Source organism: Rhizobium sp. RU20A, from assembly GCF_900155885.1.
In the GTDB taxonomy this organism is placed as follows: domain Bacteria; phylum Pseudomonadota; class Alphaproteobacteria; order Rhizobiales; family Rhizobiaceae; genus RU20A.
This window is the reverse complement of sequence record NZ_FTMB01000011.1, coordinates 13,866-37,591: the sequence shown is the minus strand read 5'-3', so window position 1 is coordinate 37,591 and position 23,726 is coordinate 13,866. Positions and strand designations below refer to the sequence as shown.

The following is a 23,726-nucleotide window of genomic DNA, read 5'->3' as shown; positions in this document are numbered from 1 at the left end:
TCGTCGCAAGCTATTGTCTGAGGGGTCAGGTCTTCAGGATCTTCGAAACCGGCGCGATGCGAATGCCTTCCGCGATCAGCGTCTCGCGCATGGTGCGGGCGATTTCGAAAGCGCCGAGCGTATCGGAATGGAAGCAGATCGACTCGAATTCGATCTCGATCTCCTTGCCGGTCACGGTCTTCACGCGTCCCTCCTTGCAGGCGCGCAGCACCTTGCGGGCAATGGCCGAGGGGTCCGGTCGTCCGGCATCGCGGGTGAACACGATGGAGCCGGTGTCGTCATAGTCGCGGTCGGCGTAGAACTCGCGCACCACCGGCTGCCCCGCCTCAAGCGCGGCGCGGTGCGTGGCCGACTTGCCCATGCAGAAGATGAAGGCGTCCGGGGCGGCGGCCCGCATGTAGGTCACGAAGATCTGCGCCAGTTCCGGATTGACCGCCATCTCCATGTAAAGCGCGCCATGCGGCTTCACATGCTGGAGCCGCACGCCATAACGGCGAGCGAATTCGCGCAGCGCACCCACCTGGTAGACGATGTCGTTGACGAGTTCCTTGGCCGTGCCGTTGATCCGGCGACGGCCAAAACCCTGCAGGTCGTTATAGCCGGGATGGGCACCCAGCTCGACGCCGTGGCGGACGGCAAGCTCCACCGTCTCGTTCATCAGGTTCGGGTCACCCGCATGAAAGCCGGTCGCCACGTTGGCCGAACTGATCAGCCCCATCAGGACGGCATCGTCCGCATCGCCGACCCGCCAGCGGCCGAAGGCCTCGCCCATATCGCAATTGATGTCGACAACGTCGCGCACGTCCATGTCCTCTCCGGCAGCGGTCCAGCGTCACGACGGAAACGCTAGGAGAAAATGTGTCTTTTGAGAAATTCTATTTTCTGCTATTCGTTATATGAAAATCAGAACGCTGCGACGCAGGCGTGGGCATTTAGAATGAGAGCCAGAGGAGGGCTTTGGCGCGATTTGCCTTCGAATTGCGCAGAAACATGCCCCGTAAAACGCCAGCAAATCTGGAAACCTGCGGAGCGTCTTCTGTTTTTCAGAAGGAGAGGGGACATGGCATTCAGTCTGCGGCAGGTCCGCTATTTCGTGGCAACGGCCGAACTCGGGCAGATTTCGCAGGCCGCGATCGCGCTGTCGATTTCGCAGTCGGCGATCACCACAGCCATCAAGGAACTGGAGCAGATCCTCGGCGTCGGCCTCTTCCTGCGCACCCCGCAGGGCATGAACCTGACGGAGGCAGGCCGGCAGTTTCTCTCCCATGCCTATGATATTCTCAACAAGGTCGATGAAGCGATGCGCCTCGATTTCGTGACAAGCGACATCGAAGGCGTCCTGACCATCGCGGCGACCTATACGGTTATCGGCTATTTCCTGCCCGTCCACGTGGAGCGCCTCAGGCGCCTGTTTCCCAAGCTCGAAATCCAGCTCTTCGAACAGAACCGCGAGTCGATCGAGGAGGGCCTGCTCACCAACCGCTACGACATTTCCCTGCTGCTCACCTCCAACATCCTCGATCCGCAGCTGGCGACGGAAACGCTGATGAGTTCGACACGACGGCTCTGGGTCCCGGCCCAGCATCCCCTGCTGCAGCGCGACGATGTCGGACTGAAGGAGATTGCCGCGGAGCCCTATATCATGCTGACGGTCGACGAGGCGGCCCATTCGGCGCTCAAATACTGGAATACCTCTCCTTACCAGCCGCGCGTCATTCTACGGACCTCGTCGATCGAAGCCGTGCGCTCGATGGTCGCCAACGGTCTGGGGGTCGCCATCCTCTCCGACATGGTGCACCGCCCCTGGTCGCTGGAAGGCCGAAGGATCGAGACGATCAACGTCAGCGACCCTGTTCCCTCCATGAACATCGGTCTGGCCTGGAGAAAGGGGGCAGACCTCTCCCCGGCCGCCAAGGCGATCCGGCTCTATTTCCGGAACCTGAACTATTTCGACGGCGCGACGATCGCGCGCTCCTGAGCGCGCGCTGCCGCAGAAAAATCGCCGTCATCCGCATTTCATGATTGCACATCCGCCGACCACTTAATATGTTGTTAAGTGAAGGGGTGACGGATGGACGGCGTCGGTCTTGCGGACAAGGATCAGGTGGTTATCGGCGAAAAGATCAAGGCTTTTCGCACGGCGCGGCGCATGTCGCTGCGGACCCTGGGTGATCTCACCGGAACGACCGCGAGCTTTCTCAGCCAGCTCGAGCGGGGCCTCAGCGGGGTCAATACCAGCACGCTGATGCGCATTGCCGGTGCGCTCGGTGTCAGCCTCACCGACCTTTTCGAGGACACCGCGCCGCCGATCGGGCGCGTGTTGCGAAAGCATGAACGTCCCGCCCTGCCGCCGGCGGAGGGCTATCGCAAAATGCTGCTGTCGCGGCGCCCGATCCGCGACATGGAAGTCTATATCGGCGAGTTCGATCCGAATGGCTCGACGGGTGACGAGCCCTACAGCCACGGGAATTCGCAGGAGCTGTTTCTCGTCCTGCGCGGCGAGGTGGAGCTGACGCTGGGCGAGGAACGCCACCGTCTCTCGGCCGGCGACAGCATCGAATATTTAAGTTCGGTTCCGCACAAGACCGTCAATATCGGCACGGAAACCGCTGAAGTCCTCTGGATGATCGCACCGCCCACCAGCGTTGCCGACGATCTCGACAAATACCTGCCCCGGCCCGGCTCGTAGCCCCGGCAGGAACAACGGAAGCGAGCGCTACTGGGAGTATCACAATGAAGAAATTTGCGAGGGCTTTTGCCCTGACGATGACGTGTGCCCTGGCGTTGCCGGCCTCTGCTCAGGACAAGCCGGTCGCCGGCGCGGTCAAGGAAGGCTCGCTGAAGGGCAAGACGCTGACCTTCGTTTCCTATGGCGGCATCTATCAGGACGGCCAGGTGGCGGCGCTGAAGGACTTTGTCGAGAAGTCCGGCGTAACGCTGCTGAACGACGGGCCGACCGAAACGGCGAAGATCAAGGCGCAGGTCGATTCCGGCAATGTCACCTGGGACGTCGTCGATACCTCCGACCTGCCGCCCTACGTGCATTGCGGCACGCTGTTCCAGAAGCTCGACTTCTCCAAGCTCGACATTTCCAAGATCCCGGAGGGTCAGGTCGGTGAATGCTCCGTGCCGGCGATGAACTATGGCGTCGTGCTGATGTACAAGAACGACACCTACAAGGACAATCCGCCGAAGAACTGGATCGACTTCTTCGACACCGAGAAATTTCCGGGCACGCGCGCCATCGACGGCTCCGGTGATCCGACCGGCGGCCTGATCGAACAGGCCTTCAAGGCGGCCGGCGGCGATCCGAAGGCGATGACGCCTGATGATATCGAAAAGGGCATCCAGAAGCTGCGCGACCTCGGTCCCGACACGATCTACTGGAAGACCGGCGCCGAAAGCCAGCAGCTTGCCGAATCCGGCGAGGCCGACATGATCATGATGTGGACGGGCCGCGCCATGGCCGCCAGCAAGAACGGCGCCGCCTATACGCCGGTCTGGCAGGACTGGCTGGTGGTGATGGACCAGCTGACCATTCCGGTCGGCGTCAAGGACCCGGATGCGGCCCATGCTCTGATCAATGCCTATCTCGGCGCCGAGGCCCAGGCGATCATGACCGAGACGACCTCCTACACGCCGATCAACTCGGATGCGAAGCCGAAGGTCGATGATGCCACGGCCGCCTTCCTCACCTCGACGCCCGAGCGCAACGCGCAGGGCTACCAGCAGAACATCGCCTTCTGGGTGAAGAACTTCGATCTCGCCGCCGAGAAGTGGAACGCGCTTCTGTCCGGTAACTGATCACCCTGCCCAGGCGGGTCCGGCCACCGGCCGGGCCTGCCGCTTGCAACGGGAGAGCGACCATGACTGCGACGCACGATGACGGCACGACGGCGCGCGCGCGCGGCGAAGGGCCCGGCACGCCCGGCTTCCTGTCCCGCCTGATGCCGCGCGGCGCGGTGTGGCTGGCAGCGCCGGCCGTGCTGGTGCTCGTCGCCGTTCTCGCCTATCCGCTCGCCATCGTGGTCTGGCGATCCGTCAGCGATCCGGCGCTCGGCGTCGACAATTACGTCTGGTTCTTCCGGTCGGCCGTCAACCGCACCGTCCTGCTGCGCACCTTCACGGTGTCGGCCTGGGTCACGCTCGCCTGTCTCGTCTGCGCCTATCCCTACGCCTACGCCATGACGATCGTCGGCCGGAACCTGCGGCTCGTTCTGATCCTGTGCGTGCTCGTGCCCTTCTGGCTGAGCGGCGTCGTGCGCACGCTCGCCTGGGTGATCCTGCTGCAGGATTCCGGGGTCATCAATTCCATCCTGCGCGGCATCGGCCTGCCGCCGGTCAAGCTGATCCGCACGCTGCCGGGCGTCGTCATCGGCATGACGCAGGTTCTGCTGCCCTTCATGATCCTGCCGATCTATGCGGTGATGAAGGGTATCGACAACCGTCTGTTGCAGGCGGCCCGCAGCCTCGGGGCCAAGCCGTGGAAGGCTTTCCTGCAGATCTACGTGCCGCTGTCGCTGCCCGGCGTCTATGCCGGCGCCATCATCGTCTTCATCCTCTCGCTCGGCTTCTACATCACGCCGGCGCTGCTCGGCGGTCCGCGCAGCATCCTCTTGTCCTCGCTGGTCCAGAACCAGGTGCTGAGCCTGCTAAACTGGGGCCGGGGAGGGGCCATGGGGGTGGTGCTCCTGGTCGCCACCTTCCTGCTCCTCGCCATCGCCGCCCCTCTGATGCGCCAGAAGCACAGCGCCGCGCGGCGGGAGGCCTGAGACCATGCCATCCTTTCCCCGCATCCTGCTCGGCCTTTTCTGCCTGCTCGTCGCGATCCTGCTGCTCGCGCCGACGCTGGTGGTCATCCCCATGTCCTTCAACGAGAACAAGTCGCTCGCCTTTCCGCCCGTCGGCTTCAGCTGGCAGTGGTACGAAAACTTCTTCAGCAATCCGGACTGGACGACGAGCTTCGTCAACTCGCTGATCGTCGCGACGATCGTCGCGGTGCTGGCGACCGTGCTCGGCACGCTCGCCGCCTTCGGCGTCACCCGCGCCGCAGCCCGCACCGGCGGCCTGTTGCGGGCGCTGCTGATCACGCCGATGGTGGTGCCGGGCGTGGTTCTGGCCATCGGAATCTACGCGGTCTATCTCGATGCACATCTGGTCGGCACCGTCACCGGCTTCGTGCTGGCCCACACGATGCTTGCCATTCCCTTCGTGCTGATCGCCGTTCAGGCGAGCCTTGAAGTCTTCGACCGCCGGCTGGAGACGGCCGCCGCAAGCCTCGGGGCCGGCAGGCTGACCGTGTTCCGTACCGTCACGCTGCCGCTCATTCTGCCGGGCCTCCTCTCCGGCGCGCTCTTTGCCTTCATCACCTCCTTCGACGAGGTGATCGTCGCCCTCTTCATCACCAGCCCCTACCTGAAGACGCTGCCCGTGCAGATCTATGCCTCCATCACCCGCGACGCCGACCCGACGGTGGCTGCGGTCGGCACGCTCCTCTTCCTCGCCACGTCCCTCATCATCATTGCCGGCCTGCTGATCGGCATGCGCCGCGGAAGGACCTGACCATGCATGACCCGAAGGCCGCGACCGGCGCCGCCATCGATATAAGCAAGGCCTGCAAGCGCTACGGCCGCTTCACGGCGCTCAAGGATATCGATCTCCATATCCGCCCCGGCGAGTTCATGACGCTGCTCGGCCCCTCCGGCTCCGGCAAGACGACGACGCTGAACCTCATCGCCGGCTTTACCGACATCACCTCCGGCACGCTGGAGATCGGCGGCAAGAGCGTCACGGGCCTGCCCTCCCACAAACGCAACATCGGCGTCGTCTTCCAGCACTATGCGCTGTTCCCCCACATGACGGTGGGCAAGAACGTCGCCTATCCGCTCACCCTGCGCGGCCTGAAGGGCGAAGAGCGCGACCGGCGCGTCAGGCGGGCCCTCGACATGGTGAAGATGGCCGATTTTGCCCATCGCTATCCGAGCGAACTCTCCGGCGGCCAGCAGCAGCGCGTGGCGCTCGCCCGCGCCCTGGTCTTTGATCCGCCGCTGCTTCTCATGGACGAGCCGCTCGGCGCACTCGACAAGAAGCTGCGCGAGTGGCTGCAGCTGGAGATCAAGCGCATCCACCGCGAACTCGGCACCACCTTCGTCTACGTGACGCACGACCAGGAAGAGGCGCTGGTGCTCTCCGATCGCATCGCCGTCTTCAATGGCGGGCGCATCGAGCAGATCGGCACGGGACGCGAGCTTTATGACAGGCCCGCCACGCTCTTCGTCGGCCGTTTCATCGGCGAATCCACCGTGTTGCGCGGCAAGACGCAGGTCTGCGGCGATCAGACAGTGATGACCCTTGGCGAAGAGACCATCACCGCCAACGCCCGCCTCGCGGGCGGCGCGCAGCCCGTCATGCTTGTGAGGCCGGAACGTGCGGTGCTGAAACGTCCGGGCGCCGAGGTTCTGGCCGGCGAAAACCGGCTGACGGGGAACGTTGTGGAAGCCATCTATCTCGGCTCCGGCTCGAAATACGAGGTGCGGCTGGCCGACGGAACGACCGCGATCGTGCGCAGCCCGCTCGGCGCCGCCGATTTTGCCATCGGCGACGCCGCCGAGGTCGCCTTCGCTTCCCAAGACATCATTCTCCTGCCTGACGATGCCAGCGCCGACGTGACGCTGACGTAACCGAAAGCAATGACCATGGACATCAAGACCAACGGCAACATCTCCTTCTGGTACGCCGATATCGGCGGCATTCCGGCCAAGCGCCCGCCGCTGCCGGGTGATCGCACGGCCGACATCTGCATCATCGGCGCGGGCTATACGGGGCTGTGGACCGCCTACTACCTGAAGAAGGCCAATCCGGCCCTCGACATCGCCATTGTTGAGCGCGAATTTGCCGGCTTCGGGGCCTCGGGCCGCAATGGCGGCTGGCTGTCGGGCGGGTTCGGCTGGTCGCGGGAAAAGTACCTGAAGACCTCGACCCGCGGCGCGGTGGTCGACATGCAGCGCGCCATGGCCGGCACGGTGGACGAGGTGATCCGCGTCGCGAACGCGGAAGGCATCGACGCCGATATCAGGCGCGCCGACAATATTACTGTTGCCACCAACCAGCCGCAGCTCGACCGGGCCCGCGAGGAATACAAGTTCTACCTCGACTGGGAAATGCCGCCGGAGCGCATCGCCATGCTGTCCGCCGAAGAAGCGGCCAAACGCATCCGCATCGCCAATCTGAAGGGCGCCTTCGTGATCCGCGACATGGCTCGTGTTCAGCCCGCAAAGCTGGTCCGCGGTCTGGCGCAGGTCGTCGAGGGGCTCGGCGTCGCCATCTACGAAGGCACCTCCGTCACGTCCTTCGAAAAGGGCAGCGTCACGACCGACCGCGGCGTGGTCAGCGCGCCCGTCATCATCCGCGCCACGGAAGGCTTTACCGCCGGCCTGCCGGGCCATGAGCGGACCTGGCTGCCGCTGAACAGCGCGCAGATCGTCACCGAACCTTTGCCGGAAGCCCTCTGGAAGGAGATCGGCTGGGAGGGCCACGAGCTTCTCGGCGATGCCGCCCACACCTATTGTTATGCGCAGCGCACCCGCGAGGGCCGCATCACCATGGGCGGGCGCGGCGTGCCCTATCGCTTCGGCTCGGCCACCGACGTCAACGGCAAGACGCAGCAGGCGACGATCGACGCCCTGCACCGCATGCTGACGCGCCTTCTGCCGCAGACGAAGGCGCTCAAGATCGACCACGCCTGGTGCGGGGTGCTCGGCGTGCCGCGCGACTGGTGCACGACGGCCGGTTTCGACCGGGCGAGCGGCATCGGCTGGGCCGGCGGCTATGTCGGCCTCGGCGTCTCCTCCTCCAACCTTGCGGGGCGCACGCTCGCCGATCTCGTGCTCGACCGCAAGACCGAGCTCACCGGCCTGCCCTGGGTGAACCGCACGGTGCGCAAATGGGAGCCGGAACCCTTCCGCTGGCTGGGCGTGCATTCCATGTACCAGCTCTACCGCATTGCCGACGACCGCGAATTCGCCGGCCTGCCGCGCACCTCGAAACTCGCAGCGCTCGCCGACGGGATCACCGGTCACTGACAAACGCCGCTGACGGCTCTTGCACCGGACATTCCCGATTTTTGCTTCCCGCCTCTGAGGGGCCGCAAGCGATCCGCTGCCGCCCCCGATGCTTTCACAGGATGACGACCATGTTGCATGTCGACAATTTCGGCGATCTTCTCGCCCTCGATCTCGGCGCCTTCGCGCCAAAGCCCACCTCGATCGAAGGCAACCAGGAGGAGGCCGCCGCCACCCTCTTCACCAGCGCCGACGGCAAGACGGAGATCGGTGTGTGGGAATGCACCCCCGGCCGCTTCACCGCCGACCGCTCGGCGGCCGCCGAAATCTGCCATCTGCTGTCCGGGCGCGTGACGCTGCATGAAGGCGACGGCACGGCCCGCGACATTGGTGCGGGTGAAATGTTCGTGCTGCCGCGCGGCTGGCGCGGCGAATGGACGATCCACGAGCAGACCCGCAAGATCTACACGATGGTCAGTGGCGCCTAACGGAGAGAGTGGAGGCCCTGATCCGTTGAAGGCAACGGCAGGGCCTTCCTTCAGAACCGATCGGGCGGGATGACGTAAGCCGCGATCTCAATGATCTCCTCAACACCAGCAGCCGCCAGCGGTCCGGCCACCGTCAGGCCGATACCATGTGCAGCCTGATGTCCGCATCGGTGGTCAGGGCGCTTTTCCCTTCCTCTCGCGAACGGCTTTCAAGGCAGGGTAGAGCGCCCGGTATTGCTGGTAGATGTCCTCGTAGAGAGCTGCCTCGCGCGGGCGCGGCTCGATGCGCTTTCCCGGTCTGACCATCGCCGCGATCCCTTCGTCGATGCTGGCGAAGTGACCGGCGCCGTGGGCGGCAAGCACGGCCGAGCCCACCGACGGCGCATCGCGCGACGCGGGCACGCAGACCGGGAGGCCCGCCGTATCGGCATGGATCTGCAGCCAGAGATCCGAGGCTCCCGCCCCGCCGCCGACCGTCATCTCCTGGCCACGATAGCCGGCCTCGGCCATGGCATCGAGGATGGCGCGGGTGCCGAACCCGATGCCTTCCATGATCGCCCTGAAGATGTGATGCGGCTCGTGCGCGAGTGTCAGACCGGTGATCGCGCCGCGCGACAGGGGATCGGTATAGGGCGTGCGATTTCCCTGGAAATGATCCTGCACGATCAGACCATCGCATCCAGGCTCCAGCGCTGCCGCCTTCCGGTTCAGCGCCTCCAGATCCATCGTGCCGTTCATCATGCGACCGAGCCAGGCGATGATCGATCCCGTGGAGGTCTGCCCGCCTTCGACGATGTAGCGTTTGGGGTAAACGCAGTCGAGATAGCTGCCCCATATCCCGCGCGCATTGAGCGGCGTCTGCGAAACGCCGAACTGCAGATGCGACGACCCGGTGATCAGGGCCAGTTGCCCCGGCCGCGCAACGCCCAGTCCGATCATGCCGATCAGCGCATCCGCCCCGCCCTGTACGAGCTTGACCGTCGCGGGAATCCCCAGTTCATCCGCGGCGCTCGCTTTCAGTGTGCCGATGACATCACCGGGCGCCACGACGCGCCGCGGCCACTTTTCCAACAGTTCCGGGATGCCCAGCGTTTCGACCAGCGATGTCGCCCATCCACCGCGATCCGTCTGATAGTGCCAGCGCAGGGTGACGTTGTTCAGGCTCGCCGCCCGTTCGCCGGTCAGCCGCAGCGTCATAAAGTCCTGATATTCGCAGATCGTATGCGCCGCCTTGAAGATCTCCGGCTCGTGGCGAGCGATCCACAGCGCCTTCGGAATCATCCATTCGGCTGAAACCGGCCCTTCGCCCCCGCCATTGGTGATCAGCGCTGGATCACCGGTGGCGAGCACCGCATCGGCTTCAGCATTTGCGCGCACATCCATCCAGATGATGGCGGGCCGAAGTGCGCGGCCGTCCCGGTCGAGCGCAACCACCGTGCAACTGGTCGTCGCAAGGCAGATGGCTTCGATCGCGGCGGGATCGACCCGGCTCTCGGTGATCGCCTGCCGGGATGCGGTCACGAAGGCGCTCCACCAGTCCTCCGGGTTCTGCTCGGCACGCGCGCCGCTCGAGAACGTCGTCTCGTAGGGAACGGCAACGCTGCCGAGGCATGCGCCGGATAGATCGTAGACACGGGCACGAAGGCTTTCGGTGCCGCCATCCGCCGTGAGAAAATACGCCATCGTTATCCTCCTTCCCGGCCGATCCCTCCAGAGCGGCCACCTTATCCGCTATTGGAATGACCGCATGATCTCCAGCGCCTTGGCGCCGTACATCACCGCCGGGCCACCCCCCATTTCAACAGCCACCTCGAGCGCTTCCACCAGTTCCGCCTCGCTTGCTCCATGTTTGATCGCAGCGTCGACGTGGTAGACGATGCAGTCCTCGCATCCCTTCGAGACGGCAATGGCGACGGCGATCAGTTCGCGCTGGGCCGACGAGAACGCGCCCGCCGTCGTCGCCACCTTGCTGATGCGTCCGAAGCCTCCGAAGAGCTCGGGGCTGCTTTTGGCGAAGATGCCGATCCGGCGCTGGGCATCTTTCAGTCTGTCGTTTGCATTGCTCATGGTTTGACCTCACGTTTTTCGGAAGGAGGATGTCGAAGACCTCCTCAGGCTGATCCAGCCGCGGCCTATGGCCAGGACGGGATAAATGTTGGATGGCGGCGTCCTTGCCGGTGGGTGCCGGTTCGGACGATCCGTAAATTCTGATATTTAAGTCAAATCAACCTCTCTTCGTGCCACTGGCATTATGGGCCGGGCGTATATTCGGCGATGCAGAGCCCGGCGTTGAAGTCGGTGAAGTAGACAAGGCCGTTGCGATCGACATGCACATCGGCGCTGTGCAGGACTGGTGCCCTGTTGGGTCGCGGATCGACCATCCGGCGCGGCGCCGGCGGAACGATCGCTCCGGCCTCGCGCGGGCGGAAGGGGTCGCGGATGTCGTAGGCCCTGACGCCGGCATTCTGGTAGGTGACGAAGATCAGCTCTTCGCTGATGAAAGTGCCCGGACGGTTTTCGTGAATGTTGTGCGGACCGAAATGCCCGCCGACTGCCAGATAATCACTGTCGTCGGGTGGTGGGCACGTGGCGATGCTGATGGGGTTTGCCTTGACAGCGTTGTTGAAAATCCAGACCGGTTTGAAACCGTCTTCCTGGTGATCGAGCACGGTTTCATCCACGACAACGAGAAGATCGCGGCCGGGCAGGGGAAGCGCATTGTGCGTGCCGCCGCCAAAGGGTGGTGACCAGACCTTCCGCGCGATCAGCCTGGGATCGTGCCTGTCGGAGACATCGACGATGGCAAGGCAGGCGTCGCGCCAGCTGCAATAGGCGATGTCGCCGTGCACGATCGGGTGATGAAGGCCAAAACGTCCGTTTGGCATCGGCCAGTCCGGCGTCTCTCCGGCCGCCGCATTCATGCCCGGCAACCAGAAGCGTCCGGCCAGAAGGGGCTTTTCCGGGTTCTGCATGTCGATGGTGATCAGCATGTAGTCGGTGAAGCCGTCGAGAAGCGCGGATGCATAGGCCCAGCGCCCGCCGACATACCAGATGCGATGCAGACCGGCCCCCTCGACCGGCATGAAACCGATCTGACGCGGCTTGTCCGGCACGGAAATGTCGTAGACCGCCATGCCGGCCGACCAGTCGCGCCCTGACGCATTCGCCGTCGCATGGCCGCTGACGGCACCCTTGTAATAGGCCTTCTCGTCGGCCATTTCGGGCTGGGCGAACATGTCCTTGTTGTGGATGACGAGCAGCAGGTCCTCGTGCGTCTGGAGATGCAGCGTCCAGGTATTCGGTGGCGCCGCGACATAGCCCGCTGGCCGGGGCCGGGTCGGATCCCTGACATCGATGATGCTGAAACCCTTCGAGAAGATATGGCCGACATAGGCGTAGCCGCGATGCACCATCAGTTGCACGCCGTCCGGCCGTCCGCCCTGGTCACTCCAGCCGATGAGGCGCATGTTCCGGGCGTGGGTGGGGATCAAGGCGGGGTCGGTCATGGCGTGACTTTCAGCGCGACTGCTCGAGGACGAAGACCCTGGGTATCCCCCCGCGAGGGGGCAGCTCTGCCACGTCGATCTCGACGCTGGAGCCCGAAACGCGCGTGACCGTTTCCGCCGGGACACGCGCCAGGAAGCTTTCCACCGGCTCGATCTTCAGCCGGCCGCGGGCGCTGAAATAATGCATGGGGATGACAGCGCGCGGACCGATCTGCGCGATGGCCCTGTCGAGGTCTGAAAGCGCGATCGTGGCATGATCGCCGGTCAGCGCCAGCAGCAGGTCGACCTTGCCTTTCAGCGCGTCGAGATGTCCTTGTGGCACGGCGGTACCGATATCGCCCATGTGCAGGACGTCGACGCCGCCAAGCCGGAACAGATAGAGCGCATTGGCGTCGGGATCGCGGCCATACTCCGACTGATAGTCGAAGGTCAGGCTTTCCGTGGCCGGGAAGGGCCGGACGGGAACACCCTTCACGGTCTTGCCCTCGGGTGGCAGGGCGAGCGTGTTGATGACGACGGGATCGCCTGCGACATGGCTCGGGTCGGAATGGAAATCATCCGTATCCGAGCTCATCAGCACGATGTCGGCCGGTTCGTTGATCGGATCGAAACCGGATTTTTCCGGCGAGAAGGGATCCGTGACGACGGCAATGCCATCGGCCTCGAGCCGGAAACTGGCGTGGGCATAAAAGGTGATCTTCATGGCGCTTCGACCTTTTCACCGACAAAGAGTTCCCAGCTTTCGGCAAGCTCGGCCTGCCGTGCGGCGAAGGCGGTGAGATGCGCCGTCTGCATATGCGCGTCCCAGTGCGTCCTGCTTTCCCAGATCTCGAAGAACTTGAAGGTACCGGGTTCCTCGATCGAGCGGTGCATGTCGTAGATCACACAACCCGCCTCGGCGCGGGTCGGGGGCAGCAGTGCCTTCAGAGCATCAAAAAGGCTTTGTTCGAGACCCTTTCTCGCGCGAAGTGTCGCAATGACCGTTAATGGCATGATACTGTCTCCTTGTCCCGATCTGCTGCGCACGGGAACGGCAGCCACTCTCCGTTGGCGATGCGCGTGGCCTATCCTCCGCCAGCATGGCGGAGGAGGATTGTTGCGGGTGACCGAAAAGGTCAGACGGCCGTTTCGGCGACGTGGGCCGGGTGGAAAAGGCGCATGCGGCCGGCAGCCTTGGCCTCATTGTCGAAGACCGTGCCCTTCGGCGCGGAGACGACTTCCAGCTGCATCCCCCAGGGGGCCATAAAGTAGCACCAGGTCAGGCCGAGATTCGGCCCCTCGGTGTAGGAGGTTGGTTCGCCCAGCACCTTCACGCCGTTGGCCTTCAGGAAGGCGATAGCCGCATCCATGTCGTCAACGTAGAAGGCAAGGTGGTGACCGCCGATGTCGCTGTTCTTCGGCGGCGTCTTGGCCTGGTCGGGTGCCTCGTACTGGAAGATCTCGAGATTGGTGCCGTTGCCGAGACGAACGTATCGGAACTCCTTGATCACGCAGCTCGGATCGACGTTCAGGTGATCATACATCCATGTGCCGTCGGCTCGGAAATCCTTGGCAGCCGTATAGAGAACCGTTGCGCCGAGAATCTTTTCGAAGAAGTCGCAGGCCTCGTCGATGTCAGGCACGGTGAAGCCGATGTGCTCCATGCCGCGAATACCCGGGATTGGCATTGTCGTGTCTCCTCTCTCACACGTGATTATTGGTATTTCTGCGAGAATTCGCTGAGCGCGGCATATTGGCCGGACTTGGCGATGGCCTCGTAGATGCCGCGGTAGATGGCGTGCTGCTCGCCATAAAGGGTCTGCAGTCCCATGTTAGGTTCGAAGGTGCTTTCCACCTGAACCATGGCGCCGACCGCCTCGTTGATGCTCGAAAAGGCGCCGGATCCATAGGCGCCGAGGATCGCGGCGCCGAGGGCGGTGCATTCCCGCTCTTTCGTGACGGTGCTCGGAACGCCGATCACGTCGGTCATGATCTGCGCGAAGCCGTTCGACTTCGTGCCGCCTCCGGTCAGGCGGAAATCCGTGATCCCGCCCTCGACGTCGGACTGGAAGGCGTCGAATACCATTTTCATTTCATGGGCGCAGCCTTCCAGCAGCGCGCGGATCAGGTCATGGCGTTCGTGGTAGAGGCCGAGGCCGAGGAAGCCGCCGCGCGCGACGGCGTCGTAATAGGGAGTCACCTGGCTCGCCATGAAAGAGTGGAACATGGCACCGTTCGCGCCGGGCTTGGAGCGCGTCGCCTGCTCGACCATGATCGAGTAGGGGCTTGTCCCGCGCTGCGAGCTCTCGTCCAACTCGTTACGGCCGAGCTTGTCGCGCCACCAGCGCAGGCTGGCGCCAAGCGAAAACGCGCCGCCCTCGATATCCCAGGCGCCAGGAACGCCGTGGCCGCCCCACCAAAGCTTGCGGCCCTTGATCTTGCTGACGTCATCAAGGTGCGCGACCATGACGCCGGACGTGCCGACCGTAAATTCGGCCATGCCCTGCTTGATCACGCCGGCACCGATGGCCGCGCATTGCTGGTCACCCGCGCCCCGGCAGAGGATCATGCCCTCCGGCAGTCCGGTCGCCTCCGCCGCAGCGCGAGAGAGGCGGCCGACGCGGGTTGCCGGCGTCGATACCGGCGGCAGGCGATCGCGGCCGATACCGCAAACGTCGAGGATCCGGTCGCTCCAGTCGAGCTTCGACACGTCCATCATGCCGTTCAGCGTCAGCGAAGCAGGGTCGGTCGCCCAGTCATCCGCGCCCATGCGGGCGAGGAAGAACTCTTGGCCATTGACGAACCACCGGGTCTTTTCAAACAGATCCGGCCGGTTTTCGCGCAGCCAGATAATCTTTGCCGATGCCCAGAGCGGACTGATCGCCATACCCGTATGGTCCTGATGCTCGTCCGCACCGAAGGCGGCGCTGATCGCTTCCACGCTCTTCAGCGCGCGACCGCAGTTCCATACGAGAGAATTCATCAGCGGCACGCGGTTGGCGTCCACGATCCCGAAGGTGCCGCGCTGGCTGGAAAGGCCGACCGAATGGTAGGCGTCTTTGGGCAGGTCTGCCTTCGCAACGGCTTGCCGTGTCGCTGCGCAAATGCCGTCCCACACCTCATCCAGATCCTGTTCGATCCAGCCGGGCTGCGGCGACGAACACGTATATTCCTGATAGCCCTGCCCGACAGCATTGCCCTTCTCATCGAAGATGATGACCATGCAACCGGTCGTTCCGGCGTCAATACCGACGAAAACCCTCTTTGCCGCAGACGACATGTTTTCCTTGCTCCTCCCTGGCGGTCTCCGGCCTCCCGCCGTGAACCGCATGTCACTGTTTTCGCAGTGCCCGGCAACTACCGGGCTAGTGCATGTCGACGCTTGCCAGCCATTCCGTCAGCAAACGCAGGAATTCCTTCCGCCGCGCGGTGGTGTCTTCATCGAGATACGAAAGCAGCCGCTCCTTTTCGGCCAGCACGTCCTCATCCTGCGAGCGTACGGTGACCTTCGGGATCGCCTGCGCCGTGTCGCCATCGCCCCACCAGTCCCGATCGACGGTAAAGCCGAAACGCACGAGCGCCGGCGGGAAGGTGGCATCGAGGTGACGCACGGAACCCGCCTGTGGATCGCCGAGCCGAACGCGGCAGTGCATGTCCGTTACCCCGCCCTCCCGGATCATTGCCTGAAGCGCCGGGCTCATGCTGTCATGCACCGGCAAGCCCGAGGCAAAATCCCCTTCCACGATCTCCACCACCGCCGTTTCGCCAATGGCACGCAGCACATCGCGTAGAACCATGTGCTTGGCCGTGCAGGCACCCTCCTTGTTGCGCAGTGCCGTCAGCGGCCGGCGGTCGGCAACCGACCGGTAGGGGAAGGCCTGCACCGCGCGGTATGCCTGGACGACGCCGAGGGTGCCGCGCGCGGGCACGTGGCAATCGACGAAGTCCCGGATTGCCGCGCGGTACGCGGCCTCGTGTGCTGCATCAGAAGTAGGCATGGCCATCCTTGGCATCGAAGACGTGCCACTTGCTGCGATTGACCGTGACGTAGCAGGTCTCGCCCGGCTTGCCGGCAAAGTCCGGCGTCGTCTTGACGCGGATGCGGCAGTCGTCAAGCGAGACATCGACCAGCATATCGCCGCCCAGCAGTTCGTTGACGAAGATCTGGCCGCGAATGGCCCTGTCCTCCGGCTTTTCCATGCTGATGGAAAGCGCGTCCGGCCGCACGCCCATGCGCGCCGCTCCACCCTTCGATGAACCGTTGAGCTGAGTGATCTGGCTGGACAGAAGCGGAAGGTCGAAGTTGGCGTGCCGCAGGCTGACATCGGAGCCGGCCGCGACGATGTCGCAGGTCAGGAAATTCATCGCCGGCTCCCCGACGAAACCGGCAACCCAGGCATTGACCGGGTTATTGAAGATCTCGGACGGTGTACCCCACTGCTGCAGTTCGCCGTCATGCATGACCGCGATGTAGTCGGCCATCGAAAGGGCTTCCAACTGGTCATGGGTCACGTAGATCATCGTCGTGCCCAGCGTGCGCTGGAGATGTTTGATTTCGCCACGCATATGCGCCCTGAGCTTGGCATCAAGGTGGGCGATCGGCTCGTCGAAGAGGAACAGCTTCGGTTCGCGCACGATGGCGCGGCCGATGGCAACGCGTTGCTTCTGGCCGCCGGACAGCTCATGCGGGCGGCGTTCCAGCAGGTGGGCGATCTCCAGCAGCTTGGCAGCGCCATTGACGCGTTCGCGGATCGTTGCATCGGTTGCACCGCGCAGGCGCAGCGGGTTTGCGATGTTCTCGTAAACCGACTTGTGCGGATAGAGCGCATAGTTCTCGAAGACCATCGCCACATCGCGATCCTTCGGCGCGAGATCATTGATCCGAAGGTCATCGAAGTGGATGTCGCCCGCGCTGATGTGCTCGAGGCCGGCAATCATGCGCATGGTCGAGGACTTGCCGCAGCCCGACGGGCCGAGAATGGAGACGAAGCTGCCGTCGGGGCAGGTGATGTTCAAGTTCTTCACCGCCGGCATGTCGCCGTAGTACTTCCAGACGTTTCGGATATTCACAGAAGCCATTTCAGTTCTCCCGATGGATGTGGCACGCCCGCTCTCCCGCGACAGGCGGCCGACATTTTCATTCCTTGACGGCGCCCATGGTGAGGCCGGTGACGAGGTATTTGCGGATGACGAGCCCGAGCGCCATCATGGGAAGCGTCGTGATCACGCCGGCGGCCATGATCGCGCCCCACTGGATGTTCTGCGGCTGCACCAGTTCGCGCGTTGCGACCGGCAGGGTCTTGGCACCGCCCGAGCCGATGATGGCGGCAAACAGGAAGTCGTTCCACGCAAACAGGATGCAGAGCACGATGAAGGCGCCGATACCCGGTGCCACCAGCGGCAAGATCGAGCGGAAGGCCTGGAAGCGAGTCGCGCCATCGACCATCTGCGCTTCCTCGATCGCGTAAGGCACGTTGTCGAAGAAGCCCTTGAGGATCCAGATGGCGAAGGGCAGGTTGAAGGTGGTGTAGGCGAGGATCAGGCCCGGCAGCGTGCCGACCAGATCCAGCGACCGGAAGATCGAGTAGAGCGGCACCATCACGGCGACCACAGGCGCCATGCGGGTCGAGATGATCCAGAAGAACAGGTCCGACTTGCCGCGGAAATTGACCCGCGACAGCGAGTAGGCCGCAAGCGAGCCGAAAATCACCGAGATCACGGCCGAACCGCCCGCCGCAATCAGGCTGTTCATGGTGTATGTGCCGAACGCATTGTCCTCGAAAAGGCTGCGATAATGCTTGAGCGTCGGGGTGAAGTCGAAGAACACCCCGATATCCGACCAGTCGCCGACCGCCGGAAGTTTGAAAGCCGCCAGAAGATCCTTGAACGAGGAGATGAACATGATGAAGAACGGCAGCAGCGTCCAGACAAGGTAAAGTGCCAGAAAGACAACAGAGAGGACGCGGATGAGCTTTGTCAGGGGCGTTTCGTAGGTGACGACGTCGCGAGATGCCATGATCGTTCAGCTCCGGCCGGCTTTGGGGTTTTCGAAGACGCGGACAAGGATCTTGCCCAGGATGATGGTGACGAGCAGCAGGGTGAGCGCGATGGCAGCGCCACGGCCAAGCTTGAAGAACTTGAAGGCCACCTCGAAGAGATAGACAGGCAGGATCTTCGTCGCGCTGCCCGGGCCGCCGCCTGTCAGCACCAGCAGGCTGTCGATGAAGCGGAAATTGTCCATGAAGCGCAGCAGCACGGCGATCAGGAGCACCGGATAAAGGTTCGGCAGCGTGATCGAGAAGAAATTGCGCATGGGCGAGGCGCCATCGACCATGTTGGCCTCCAACTGATCGCGCGGCACGCGCTTCAGCCCGGCAAGTGCGATCAGCGTGATCAGCGGCGTCCACTGCCAGACATCGACGATGATGACGGCCAGAAGGGCCGTGTCAGCCCGCGCCAGGATCGAGGCACTGTCAAGGATGCCGACGCTCTGCATCAGCCAGTGATACCAGCCGAAGGTGCCATTGTAGAGGAACAGCCAGAGCAGTCCCGCGACAGCCGGTGCCATCATCATGGGCATGAGGAGCGCGGTCACGAGGAAGCGCTCGTACCGCGAATTGTTGACCACGACGGCCAGCAGCACGCCGATCGACAGCTGCAGCGTCAGGCAGATCACGCTGTACTTCAACAGGAGCGTCCAGCCGTTGATAAAGCGCGAGTCGCTGAACAGCCGGATATAGTTGTCGAAGCCCACCCATTCGCCGCCGCCGATATCGACGTCTTGCAGCGATAGAAAGATCAGCCAGAAGAATGGATAGAGCGATATGAAAGCGAGAACCGCAATTGCCGGCGCCATCAGGTAAAAGTAGTAGCGTTTCGGTGCAGGCGGGTTGAACGTCAGCGGTTTCTCCAGGACTTCCGTGCGTGGTCTGGCTTCGACCTCGATGGAGTGGGAGCGCGCCCGGAAAAGCTTTGCCGCGACATCCTGCAGTGCGGGGGATTTCTCAGTTAGATCGGTCATGAAAACGCTCTCGCCGGCGCCATTTCGCGCATCACGCGCAAAAAGGCGTTGTTCGGATGGATGGGCCAGCGGTCGCGTCTGCCAACCGCTGGCTCCGGTCACGGAGATGGGGATCAGGCGCCGTTCAGCTCGTCGATCTGCGACTTCAGCGACTCCGCTGTCTCGGCCGGCGACATTTCACCGGTCAGCATGCGCTGGGTCTCGGACGCGACGAGCGAGTGATACTCGTTGGCTTCCGGGATTTTCGGACCGAGCACGAAGTTCGGGTCCTGGATCCCGATGCCGTAGGCAACGTCGAAGGTCAGGGCATTCGGCATCTTGCTTGGCCGCTTTTTGGCTTCGACAACTTCGGGCATTTCCAGCACGGACTTGCGGGTCGGCGTACCACCGAGACCCTTGAGAACGTCGAACTGGAGCTGCTTGGAGGTCGACCAGATCGCAAAGAGGTAGGCTGCGCGCTGCAACTGCTCGGACGCGTTCTTGTTGATGCCAATGCCGCCGATGCCGCAGTTCGTGCCGTTGACAGCCTCGCCGCCATTCTTGATCCAGCTTGCTTCGCCCTTCGGGCAATAGGCGTAAGCGGTTTTGCCGCCGGCCGCACGCGACGTCTTTTCGTCTTCAACGGAGGCAGCGAACTCGTGATACTGCACCTGCATGGCAATATTGCCGGACTGGTAGACCGTATTGAGTTCCAGAGTACCGTTGGCGAGGTTGTCGGGATGCGACACGTCCGCCAGGGCCTTGAACTGCTCCAGCATGAAAATGGACTGCTCGTCGCCCCAATTGGTCTTTCCGGGCGTCTTGCTGCCAAGTTTGTCGTCGACATTGAAGTCAGTCCAGCGGCCGTGCGAGAACATCAGGCGCTGAATGTCGAGCTGCGTTGTCCAGGCAAAGGATCCCTGGTGCTGCGCATAGCCGTAGGGAACGTCCGCGCCACCTTCTTTGAGCTTCTTGAAGAAGGTCGCGATTTCCAGGACATGCTTCCACGTCGTGTCGGGCGTGAATTCCAGGCGACGACCGTATTCGGCCTCGAATTCCTTTGTATGCTTTTCGAAAAGATCCTGACGGTAGAATGTGACGGGAATGGCCGCATCGTAGGGAAGGGCAATGACCTTTTCGGCACTGTAGAAGCGACCGCACGCATTCAGGAAGTTTTCAACCCACGACCCATCGCCGTAACCTTCGGGATCCTGCGGCAGTGTTTCGTCGCCGAACATGGGCGTCATATCGGCATAGAAATCAGCAAAGGGCGAACCGATCGGCTTGTCCTGGACATAGTTGAGGACGTAGTCCGCTTTCCCGGCACGCACGTCGATGCCGACCTTCTGCTGGACGACGGGAAGGTCGTCCGTCAGGACTTCGACCTCGATACCCGTCAGATCGTAAAACGCTTTGATGTTGTCACGTATGGCAAAAGACGGCGGCGTGTTCTCCGAAAGGAAGGTCAGCTTGGACCCCGCAAACTGCTTCCACTTTGCGTCTTCAGACGAGGCCGCCTGAACACGTGTCGCCATGATCGTGGAATTCATGCCGACGGCAAGCGATCCGACCCCGAGGGCGGCCGCACCATAGCCGCCCAGCTCCAGGAACCGGCGGCGACTGACAGTCTTGTACAACGCATTCTTTGGCTTGTGAAACATAGGGTCTCCTCCCAGTGGCTGCCTTGCAGCCTTCTCTTTCACGATCCGAGCGCCGTCTCCTCTACGTCCCCCAGATCCGTCGCCGTTAAGCAACGATGAAGAGCCTAGCCTTGAACATAGATCTTGTAAATTATTTTCTACATTCTTGATCATGATGGCTCCATCAAGAGAACCAGCCGAGAGCAGGTTTACAATCTTAACTATTTCAATATGATAGTATGTCTCTCTAAAATAAACGTCGGCCATTCCAAGAAAAAATTTTCACAACACGATCAATGGACTTGTTTCGGCAGCTCAGATTCAGCGGGGTAGCCGGACCTTCGGCGACGATAAGAAAATTTCCAAAATACTGTCGAGGATCAACCCACATACGCCCACCCTAGCGGCAGAAGTTCACGGCGCAGACCAATGCTGAGGGGGGCTATAAATTGCGGTTACATGCCAGCAAGAGCACATGCGGATGAACAGCGCCGCGCTCGCCGGAGACCAATTGCGTTCATCCCGAAGCGCAAAGTGCTGGCGGGCTTGGAGCGCACCGGCATATCTCGCCTGAGGAGCAGCGTGTTCCGGACGAGGTCTGCCGAGGTTCTGCGGGCGGAATACGTGTCGCAGAAACTGGCGGTCAGCCGAATACCGATCGCGATCCGGCCCGCGTCGGCAACCGCCCGGAGTGGGGCGGATCCCTTGAAAGATATTTTCACGCCTCCGTTGGCATTCGCAACGGTGCCTTGCTGCGTTCGCGATTATGGATCACAGGCGCCCGTGGCGCTCGACCAGCCGATCGGAGAGCCGCATTCCAACTTTGCAGAAACAGGACATTCTAACTTTGCGGGTACAACGACTTGCGGGGTAACCGGAATTATGGAACACATTGCAACCCGCCGTGATCTGAAGCATGTCGCGCGCGAAGGACATGCCGGCCATGTCAAGGCTCGGCGGACCGCCGCCCATGGCGACGACGGACAAGAGCCTGCTGTGCACCTCGGCATGCACCATGCTTTTCGGCTGGTTGAGGGCTGCCGGTTCAGCCGGCCGCGGAGCGTTTCGTCCGGTCGGTGTGAAAGCCGAGCTTCTCGGAAATCTCGCCGGCGGCGGTGCTGAGCGCCTGCAGATAGGTCTCGCGGTTGCGCAAGCCATCCTCCCGCGGCGCGACGAGGCACAGCGTTGCGATGCAGGCGCCGTCGGCCTGATGGATCGGCACGGCGAAACAGTGGGTGAAATTCTCGACTTCGCTGTTGAAGGTGAAATAGCCGTCGCGGCCGGCCTGGCGTACCTGCGCGATGAAATCGGCCGGCGGGAAAAGCGCGCCATTGGGGCGCACGAAGTCCTCTTCCGGAATGAGATCGAGGATTTCCTGGTCGGTGAGGTGCGAAACGAGCAGGCGGCCCGAGGCCGTCCATGGGATCGGCACGAGTTCGCCGACATTGGCGGAGATGCGGAACGGCCGGATGCCCTCGCGCATCATCGCCACGGTGTATTTGCGCCCTTCCAACAGGCACATCTGCGCGGTCTCGCGGGTCTCTTCCGCCAGCCGCACCAGCATGCGGTCGCATTCACGCATCAGGTCGAACTGTTCGGCATAGGCTGTGCCGAGGAAATAGAGGCGGCGGCCGAGAAACACCCGGCCGTCACCTCCCTGGTAGTCCAGCATGCCGTGGCTGATGAGCAGGTTGACGAGCTCGTAGACCGAGGAACGGGGCGCACCGATTTCCGACGCGATCTCGTTCGGCCGCATCGGCTGGCGTTTGACGCGCAGGAATTCGAGGATCTCGAAGGCGCGGTCCAGTCCCCGTGTGCGGCGCGCGACGCTGTCGCCTGACCCCTCGGCCATCCTCTTCTCCCGTTCCTTCAGGCGCGATCCGCGCGGTATGCGATGCAGTCCACTTCGACCTTGCAATCGACCATCATGCGCGACTGAACACAAGCACGGGCGGGCGGGTTCTGGCCGAAATACTCGGCATAGACGCCGTTGAAGCTCCAGAAGTCCCGGGGATCGTCCAGCCAAACGCCGACGCGGACCACGTCCTCGATGCCGTAACCGGCCTCATGCAGGATGGCAATCAGGTTCTCGATCGCCTTGCGGCTTTCCGAAACGATGCCGCCACGCACGATCTCGCCCTTCTCCATCGGCACCTGGCCGGAAACGTGCAGCCAGCCATTGGCTTCCACGGCGCGGGCAAAGGGCAAGGGCTGGCCGCCGGCACCGGTTTCACCGGCGCCATAACGCTTGATAGTCATTGCAGTCTCTCTTTTCTTCTCAGGTAAAGCTGGATGTCTTCAGAAATTCGGCAAGCCGTTCCGTCTTCGGGTTGACGAACATCTCCTTGGGGTCGCCCTCCTCGCAGATGACGCCCTGGTTCATGAAGATCACGCGGGTCGACACGTCATAGGCGAAGCGCATTTCGTGGGTGACGAGCAGCATGCTCATGCCGTCGGCCGCCGCCAGTCCCTTGATGACCTGCAGCACCTCGCCGACCAGTTCGGGATCGAGCGCCGAGGTCACCTCGTCGAACAGCATCAGCTGCGGCGCCATGGCAATGGCGCGGGCGATCGCCACGCGCTGCTGCTGGCCGCCCGAAAGCTGGCCGGGATAATGCCCGCCGCGACCGGCAAGACCGACGCGGTCAAGCCATTTTTCGGCGATCGCATGGGCCTCGTCGCGCGGCATCTTCTTCACCTTGAGAAGGCCGAGCATCACGTTCTGCAACGCGGTCATGTGCGGAAAGAGGTTGAACTGCTGGAAGGCCATGCCGGTCATGGCGCGCTGGCGGGCGATGTCCTTTTCGCTTTTACGCTTGCGGGTGGCGCCGGCATGATCATAGCCGATCTCCTCGCCGGCGAGCCTGATGTGCCCGCCCTGGAACTCTTCCAGCATGTTGATGCAGCGCAGCATGGTCGTCTTGCCGGAACCGGAGGAGCCGATGATCGAGATCACCTCCCCCTCGCGCATGGTGCAGTCGACGCCCTTCAGCACCTCCAGCGTGCCGTACTGCTTCCGCAATCCCTGGATTTCGAGAAGTATCTTGCTCATG

The 23,726-nt window shown here is 62.8% G+C and carries 24 protein-coding genes; 8 read left to right on the top strand and 16 right to left on the bottom strand.

Annotation, left to right across the window (positions count from 1 at the left end; genetic code table 11):
- Positions 1-25: 25 nt before the first annotated feature.
- A complete protein-coding gene (locus F3H41_RS19065) occupies positions 26-802 on the bottom strand; it encodes a 5-oxoprolinase subunit PxpA (protein ID WP_149740345.1) in 777 nt (258 codons plus the stop codon).
- Between the two features lie 258 nt (positions 803-1,060).
- Between F3H41_RS19065 and F3H41_RS19060 the strand changes: the two genes are divergently transcribed.
- From F3H41_RS19060 to F3H41_RS19025, 8 genes are all read left to right on the top strand, one after another.
- On the top strand, positions 1,061-1,978 hold the full coding sequence (locus tag F3H41_RS19060) for a LysR family transcriptional regulator (protein WP_149740280.1): 918 nt from the start codon (positions 1,061-1,063) through the stop codon (positions 1,976-1,978).
- A 93-nt stretch (positions 1,979-2,071) separates the two neighbouring features.
- A complete protein-coding gene (locus F3H41_RS19055) occupies positions 2,072-2,689 on the top strand; it encodes an XRE family transcriptional regulator (protein ID WP_149740279.1) in 618 nt (205 codons plus the stop codon).
- A gap of 77 nt (positions 2,690-2,766) precedes the next feature.
- Positions 2,767-3,804 carry an extracellular solute-binding protein gene (locus F3H41_RS19050; RefSeq protein ID WP_244616281.1) on the top strand — a complete coding sequence of 346 codons (1,038 nt, stop codon included), beginning with the start codon at positions 2,767-2,769 and terminating at the stop codon, positions 3,802-3,804.
- 143 nt (positions 3,805-3,947) lie between these two features.
- On the top strand, positions 3,948-4,772 hold the full coding sequence (locus tag F3H41_RS19045; protein ID WP_188129546.1) for an ABC transporter permease: 825 nt from the start codon (positions 3,948-3,950) through the stop codon (positions 4,770-4,772).
- A gap of 4 nt (positions 4,773-4,776) precedes the next feature.
- A complete protein-coding gene (locus F3H41_RS19040) occupies positions 4,777-5,562 on the top strand; it encodes an ABC transporter permease (protein ID WP_149740276.1) in 786 nt (261 codons plus the stop codon).
- A 2-nt stretch (positions 5,563-5,564) separates the two neighbouring features.
- Entirely contained in the window at positions 5,565-6,680 is a 1,116-nt protein-coding gene (locus F3H41_RS19035) for an ABC transporter ATP-binding protein (RefSeq protein WP_149740275.1), read from the top strand.
- Between the two features lie 15 nt (positions 6,681-6,695).
- Positions 6,696-8,081, top strand: coding sequence for an FAD-binding oxidoreductase (locus tag F3H41_RS19030; RefSeq protein ID WP_149740274.1), 1,386 nt, complete (start codon positions 6,696-6,698; stop codon positions 8,079-8,081).
- Positions 8,082-8,191: 110 nt separating this feature from the next.
- Positions 8,192-8,548, top strand: coding sequence for a cupin domain-containing protein (locus F3H41_RS19025; protein ID WP_149740273.1), 357 nt, complete (start codon positions 8,192-8,194; stop codon positions 8,546-8,548).
- Positions 8,549-8,722: 174 nt separating this feature from the next.
- Here F3H41_RS19025 and F3H41_RS19020 read toward each other — a convergent pair whose 3' ends face one another.
- The 15 genes from F3H41_RS19020 to F3H41_RS18950 all read right to left on the bottom strand — a co-directional run bounded on the left by F3H41_RS19020 (position 8,723) and on the right by F3H41_RS18950 (position 23,725).
- Positions 8,723-10,231, bottom strand: a complete 1,509-nt coding sequence (locus F3H41_RS19020) for an FGGY-family carbohydrate kinase (RefSeq protein ID WP_149740272.1) — start codon at positions 10,229-10,231, stop codon at positions 8,723-8,725.
- A 48-nt stretch (positions 10,232-10,279) separates the two neighbouring features.
- Positions 10,280-10,615: a carboxymuconolactone decarboxylase family protein gene (locus F3H41_RS19015; protein ID WP_149740271.1), complete on the bottom strand. Its 336-nt coding sequence runs from the start codon at positions 10,613-10,615 to the stop codon at positions 10,280-10,282.
- Positions 10,616-10,797: 182 nt separating this feature from the next.
- Positions 10,798-12,054, bottom strand: a complete 1,257-nt coding sequence (locus F3H41_RS19010; RefSeq protein WP_149740270.1) for a hypothetical protein — start codon at positions 12,052-12,054, stop codon at positions 10,798-10,800.
- Between the two features lie 10 nt (positions 12,055-12,064).
- Entirely contained in the window at positions 12,065-12,757 is a 693-nt protein-coding gene (locus F3H41_RS19005) for an MBL fold metallo-hydrolase (protein WP_149740269.1), read from the bottom strand.
- A complete protein-coding gene (locus F3H41_RS19000) occupies positions 12,754-13,047 on the bottom strand; it encodes a putative quinol monooxygenase (protein ID WP_149740268.1) in 294 nt (97 codons plus the stop codon). The genes F3H41_RS19005 and F3H41_RS19000 overlap by 4 nt, the downstream gene beginning before the upstream one ends.
- 122 nt (positions 13,048-13,169) lie before the next feature.
- The gene (locus F3H41_RS18995) at positions 13,170-13,721 is read right to left on the bottom strand and encodes a VOC family protein (RefSeq protein ID WP_149740267.1); all 552 of its coding nucleotides are present in this window, start codon (positions 13,719-13,721) and stop codon (positions 13,170-13,172) included.
- A gap of 26 nt (positions 13,722-13,747) precedes the next feature.
- The gene (locus F3H41_RS18990) at positions 13,748-15,313 is read right to left on the bottom strand and encodes an FGGY family carbohydrate kinase (protein WP_188129541.1); all 1,566 of its coding nucleotides are present in this window, start codon (positions 15,311-15,313) and stop codon (positions 13,748-13,750) included.
- Positions 15,314-15,398: 85 nt separating this feature from the next.
- Entirely contained in the window at positions 15,399-16,031 is a 633-nt protein-coding gene (locus F3H41_RS18985) for a hypothetical protein (RefSeq protein ID WP_149740265.1), read from the bottom strand.
- On the bottom strand, positions 16,018-17,112 hold the full coding sequence (locus tag F3H41_RS18980) for an ABC transporter ATP-binding protein (protein ID WP_188129540.1): 1,095 nt from the start codon (positions 17,110-17,112) through the stop codon (positions 16,018-16,020). The genes F3H41_RS18985 and F3H41_RS18980 overlap by 14 nt, the downstream gene beginning before the upstream one ends.
- Before the next feature lie 58 nt (positions 17,113-17,170).
- Positions 17,171-18,049: a carbohydrate ABC transporter permease gene (locus tag F3H41_RS18975; protein WP_149740264.1), complete on the bottom strand. Its 879-nt coding sequence runs from the start codon at positions 18,047-18,049 to the stop codon at positions 17,171-17,173.
- Positions 18,050-18,055: 6 nt separating this feature from the next.
- A complete protein-coding gene (locus F3H41_RS18970) occupies positions 18,056-19,054 on the bottom strand; it encodes a sugar ABC transporter permease (protein ID WP_149740263.1) in 999 nt (332 codons plus the stop codon).
- Positions 19,055-19,167: 113 nt separating this feature from the next.
- A complete protein-coding gene (locus F3H41_RS18965; RefSeq protein ID WP_188129539.1) occupies positions 19,168-20,847 on the bottom strand; it encodes an extracellular solute-binding protein in 1,680 nt (559 codons plus the stop codon).
- Between the two features lie 871 nt (positions 20,848-21,718).
- Positions 21,719-22,525, bottom strand: coding sequence for an IclR family transcriptional regulator (locus F3H41_RS18960; protein WP_149740261.1), 807 nt, complete (start codon positions 22,523-22,525; stop codon positions 21,719-21,721).
- Positions 22,526-22,542: 17 nt separating this feature from the next.
- Positions 22,543-22,932: a RidA family protein gene (locus tag F3H41_RS18955; RefSeq protein WP_149740260.1), complete on the bottom strand. Its 390-nt coding sequence runs from the start codon at positions 22,930-22,932 to the stop codon at positions 22,543-22,545.
- 19 nt (positions 22,933-22,951) lie between these two features.
- A complete protein-coding gene (locus F3H41_RS18950) occupies positions 22,952-23,725 on the bottom strand; it encodes an amino acid ABC transporter ATP-binding protein (RefSeq protein WP_149740259.1) in 774 nt (257 codons plus the stop codon).
- Position 23,726: the final 1 nt, after the last annotated feature.